General features: G+C 64.0%; 3 protein-coding genes and 1 pseudogene. All 4 read left to right on the plus strand.

Annotated features, from left to right (window positions below):
• Positions 1 to 255 (plus strand): annotated as a pseudogene (locus tag D769_RS11910) (glycosyl transferase family 1); the annotation flags it as partial.
• A gap of 1 nt (position 256) precedes the next feature.
• Positions 257 to 1,627, plus strand: coding sequence for an exopolysaccharide Pel transporter PelG (pelG, locus tag D769_RS11915; RefSeq protein WP_008645329.1), 1,371 nt, complete (start codon positions 257 to 259; stop codon positions 1,625 to 1,627).
• A gap of 208 nt (positions 1,628 to 1,835) precedes the next feature.
• Entirely contained in the window at positions 1,836 to 2,534 is a 699-nt protein-coding gene (locus tag D769_RS11920; RefSeq protein ID WP_011518651.1) for a response regulator transcription factor, read from the plus strand.
• Positions 2,527 to 3,386: FecR domain-containing protein (locus tag D769_RS11925; protein ID WP_152414975.1), on the plus strand; the 860-nt coding region annotated here is incomplete at its 3' end. The genes D769_RS11920 and D769_RS11925, both read left to right, overlap by 8 nt.

The following is a 3,386-nucleotide window of genomic DNA, read 5'->3' on the forward strand; positions in this document are numbered from 1 at the left end:
GCGGGCGACGTGGTGCGCATTGCGGACCCGGCTGCGCTGGCCGATGCGGCGCTGAAACTGATCAAGGAGCCCGCGCGATGGCAGGCGGCCCAGGCCGCCGGCATCGCGCGGGTGGAACGCTACTACACGCAGGAACAGATGGTGGGCAGCTATCGCACGCTCTATGCATCGATGATGGCGATGCCGGACAACACGCATCACGCACGCGGCGGGGCAAGCCCGGCAAAGTGCCCGGTGCACGGGGGAGGGCGCTGACATGGCCGGCATCGGATTCGAACTGCGCAAGATGCTGCGGCGGGACAGCCTTTCGGGGCTGATCGGCGCCTATGCCTATGCCGGGGTGATCAGCTCCGGTCCGTGGGTGCTGTCGATCGTCGGCATCCTGCTGATTGGCCTGCTATCGGTCGGTTTCGTGATTCCGGGCATGCTTATCACGCAGTTCCAGGTCTCGGTGACGTACCTGATCGCGTGCAGCCTGATACTGACCGGGCCGATGCAGCTCTCGTTCACGCGCTTCACCTCGGACCGGCTGTTCGAGCGTCGCGATGATCTGGTGCTGTCGAACTATCACGCGGTGGCGTTGCTGGCCACGATGCTGGCGGGGCTGATCGGCCTGGCGTGCGCGTTCTGGGCCTTTCCGGAGCAGTCGGTGCTGTACCGGCTGTTGATGATCGCGGGCTTCGTGATCATGAGCAACATCTGGATCGCGGCGATCTTCCTGTCCGGCATGAAGCAGTACAAGGCCATCGTGTGGACCTTCCTGATCGGCTATGCCATCACCGTGCTGGCGGCGCTGGCAATGCGCAAGAGCGGGCTCGAAGGTCTGCTCGGCGGCTTTGTGGTCGGCCAGCTATGCCTGCTGGTGGGCATGATCACGCTGATCTACCGGAACTACACGAGCCGCCGCTTCATGTCGTTCGAGGTCTTCCAGAAGCGCTACGCGTATCCGAGCCTGGTCGCCATCGGCCTGTTCTACAACCTTGGCATCTGGCTCGACAAGTTCATGTTCTGGTATGCGCCGTCCACCGGCCAGCAGATGATCGGGCCGCTCCATGCGTCGATCATCTACGACATTCCGGTGTTCCTGGCCTATCTGGCGATCATCCCGGGCATGGCGGTGTTCCTGGTGCGGATCGAGACGGACTTTGTCGAGTATTACGACGCGTTCTACAACGCGGTGCGCGGCGGCAGCTCGCTGGAGCATATCGAGGACATGCGCAACACGATGGTCCAGACCATCCGCCTGGGCCTGTACGAGATCGTCAAGGTGCAAGCCATCGCGTCGCTGGTGCTGTTCGTGGTGGGCGGATGGGTGCTGCGACTGCTCGGCATCTCCGAGCTGTATCTGCCGCTGCTCTACGTGGACGTGATCGGCGCCAGCCTGCAGGTGGTGCTGCTGGGCGTGCTGAACATCTACTTCTACCTGGATCGCCGCCGCGAGGTGCTGATGCTGACCGGCACGTTCGTCGTGCTGAATTTCGTGCTGACGCGCCTCACGCTCGAGCTTGGGCCGGCCTGGTATGGCTATGGCTTCGCGGTCTCGCTGCTGATCGTCGTAGCACTTGCGTTATATCTGCTCGATCGTAAACTTGACCGTCTCGAGTACGAAACCTATATGCTCCAATAAAGGACGCGATGCGTGGCGATGCTGCATTTTGCGTGCACGAAACCGTTACGCCCGCAATTGGAAACTGAGAGAGAAAGGTAAAGATTGAGGTTGGTCTGCAACATCCGAAGCGCAGAATCCCCTCTAACGTAGCCTCGACGGGCCGTGTTACCGTTCGGTAACATAACACCGCCGTGCCAGACACAGGCCGTAGTTATCAGAGGGAAGTATGAGAATTGCCTCCGTGGAGGACGACACCAGCCAGGCCGAGCAGATTTGCCAGCTGCTGGATGAAGCGGGCTTTGAATGCTCGAGCTTCGCGACCGGTTCCGCGTTCTTGCGAGCATTGCGGGACCAGGCGTTCGACCTGGTCGTCATGGACTGGCAATTGCCGGACGTCAGTGGTTACGAACTCGTGAGCTGGGTCCGCCAGCATTCGGGGCGCCTGCCACCGATCCTGTTCCTGACCAGTCGCATCGAAGAATCCGACATTGTTGCGGGCCTGTCCGTGGGCGCCGACGATTACCTTGCCAAGCCGATCCGGCCGGGCGAGTTCGTCGCGCGCGTGCGAGCGTTGCTGCGTCGCGCATATCCCAAGACCCTGCACGAAGACGATCTGATCCGGCAGGGCGCCTATATCGTGGACGCGCGCCGGCGCGTGATTGCGCTGGACGGGCAGAACGTCGATCTGTCGCCGCGCGAGTTCGACCTGGCATTGTTCCTGTTCCGCAACATCGGTCGCCTGCTGGCGCGCGACGTGATTGAACAGGCCGTCTGGGGGCGTGCGATGGATGCCGCCTCGCGCACGCTCGACACGCATATGTCGCGCCTGCGCATCAAGCTGGCCCTGCGCCCCGAGAACGGTGTGCGGCTGGCTTCCGTCTATTCGCATGGCTATCGGTTCGAAGCCACGGCCGCTCATGAGTAGCCGTCCCACGCTGCACCGCGCCACCGTGGGAGGCGCGCTGATGTCCCTGATTCTGTCTGGCAGTGCGCTGGCCGGCCCCGCAGGCACGCAGGGCAAGGATTTCATCTATGAGGTCGAGCGGGGCGACACCCTGATCGGCCTGGCCACGCGTTTTATGACGAGCACGGACGGCTGGCACCTGCTGCAGACGCTCAATCGCGTGGAAGACCCGTACCGGCTGGTGCCCGGCACGCGGATTCGCATTCCCCTGTCGCAGATCCCCGTAGCGCCGTCGACGGCGCGAGTGGTTTTCGTGCGCGGACAGGCAAGCGTCGATGGCAGGCCGATGCAGACCGGCATGGCGCTGGCCGAATCGGCGCGGATCGAGATCGGTCCGAATAGTGCGGCAACGCTCGAACTGAGCGACGGGACCCGTGTGTCGCTGCCAGCGGCGACCAAGCTGCAGGTGCGCCGACTGCGCACATTCGCGCGCAGCGGTCTGACCGACACGATGATCGGCATCGACAGGGGCGGCGCCGATTCGGCGGTCGCGCCGAAGGGTGGCGGCGTCGGGCGCTATGAGATCAGCACGCCGTTGATGGTGACCGGCGTGCGTGGCACGCGGTATCGAGTCAGCGCCGATGACGGTGGTAGCCGTAGCGAAGTCATCGAAGGCAAGGTCGGTGTGGGGGCAGGCGCGCGTCCGGGCTCGGCCACCCAAGTCGCCGCCGGCTACGGTGTCGGGGTGTCGACCGCGGGCCGACTGTCCAAACCAACGGCATTGTTGCCCGCCCCGGTCGTTGCCGCGCTGCCGCAGCCGATTTCCAGCCGTGCCATCACGGTGCGCTGGCAGGCCGTGCCGGGCGCGGCTGG

Origin of the sequence: Cupriavidus sp. HMR-1 (assembly GCF_000319775.1) — a bacterium.
Lineage (GTDB): Bacteria > Pseudomonadota > Gammaproteobacteria > Burkholderiales > Burkholderiaceae > Cupriavidus > Cupriavidus metallidurans.

Excerpts from the sequence above, each read along its gene's own strand:
- D769_RS11920 (WP_011518651.1), top strand. The coding sequence starts at position 1,836 with ATGAGAATTGCCTCCGTGGAGGACGACACCAGCCAGGCCGAGCAGATT.
- pelG (WP_008645329.1), top strand. The coding sequence starts at position 257 with ATGGCCGGCATCGGATTCGAACTGCGCAAGATGCTGCGGCGGGACAGC.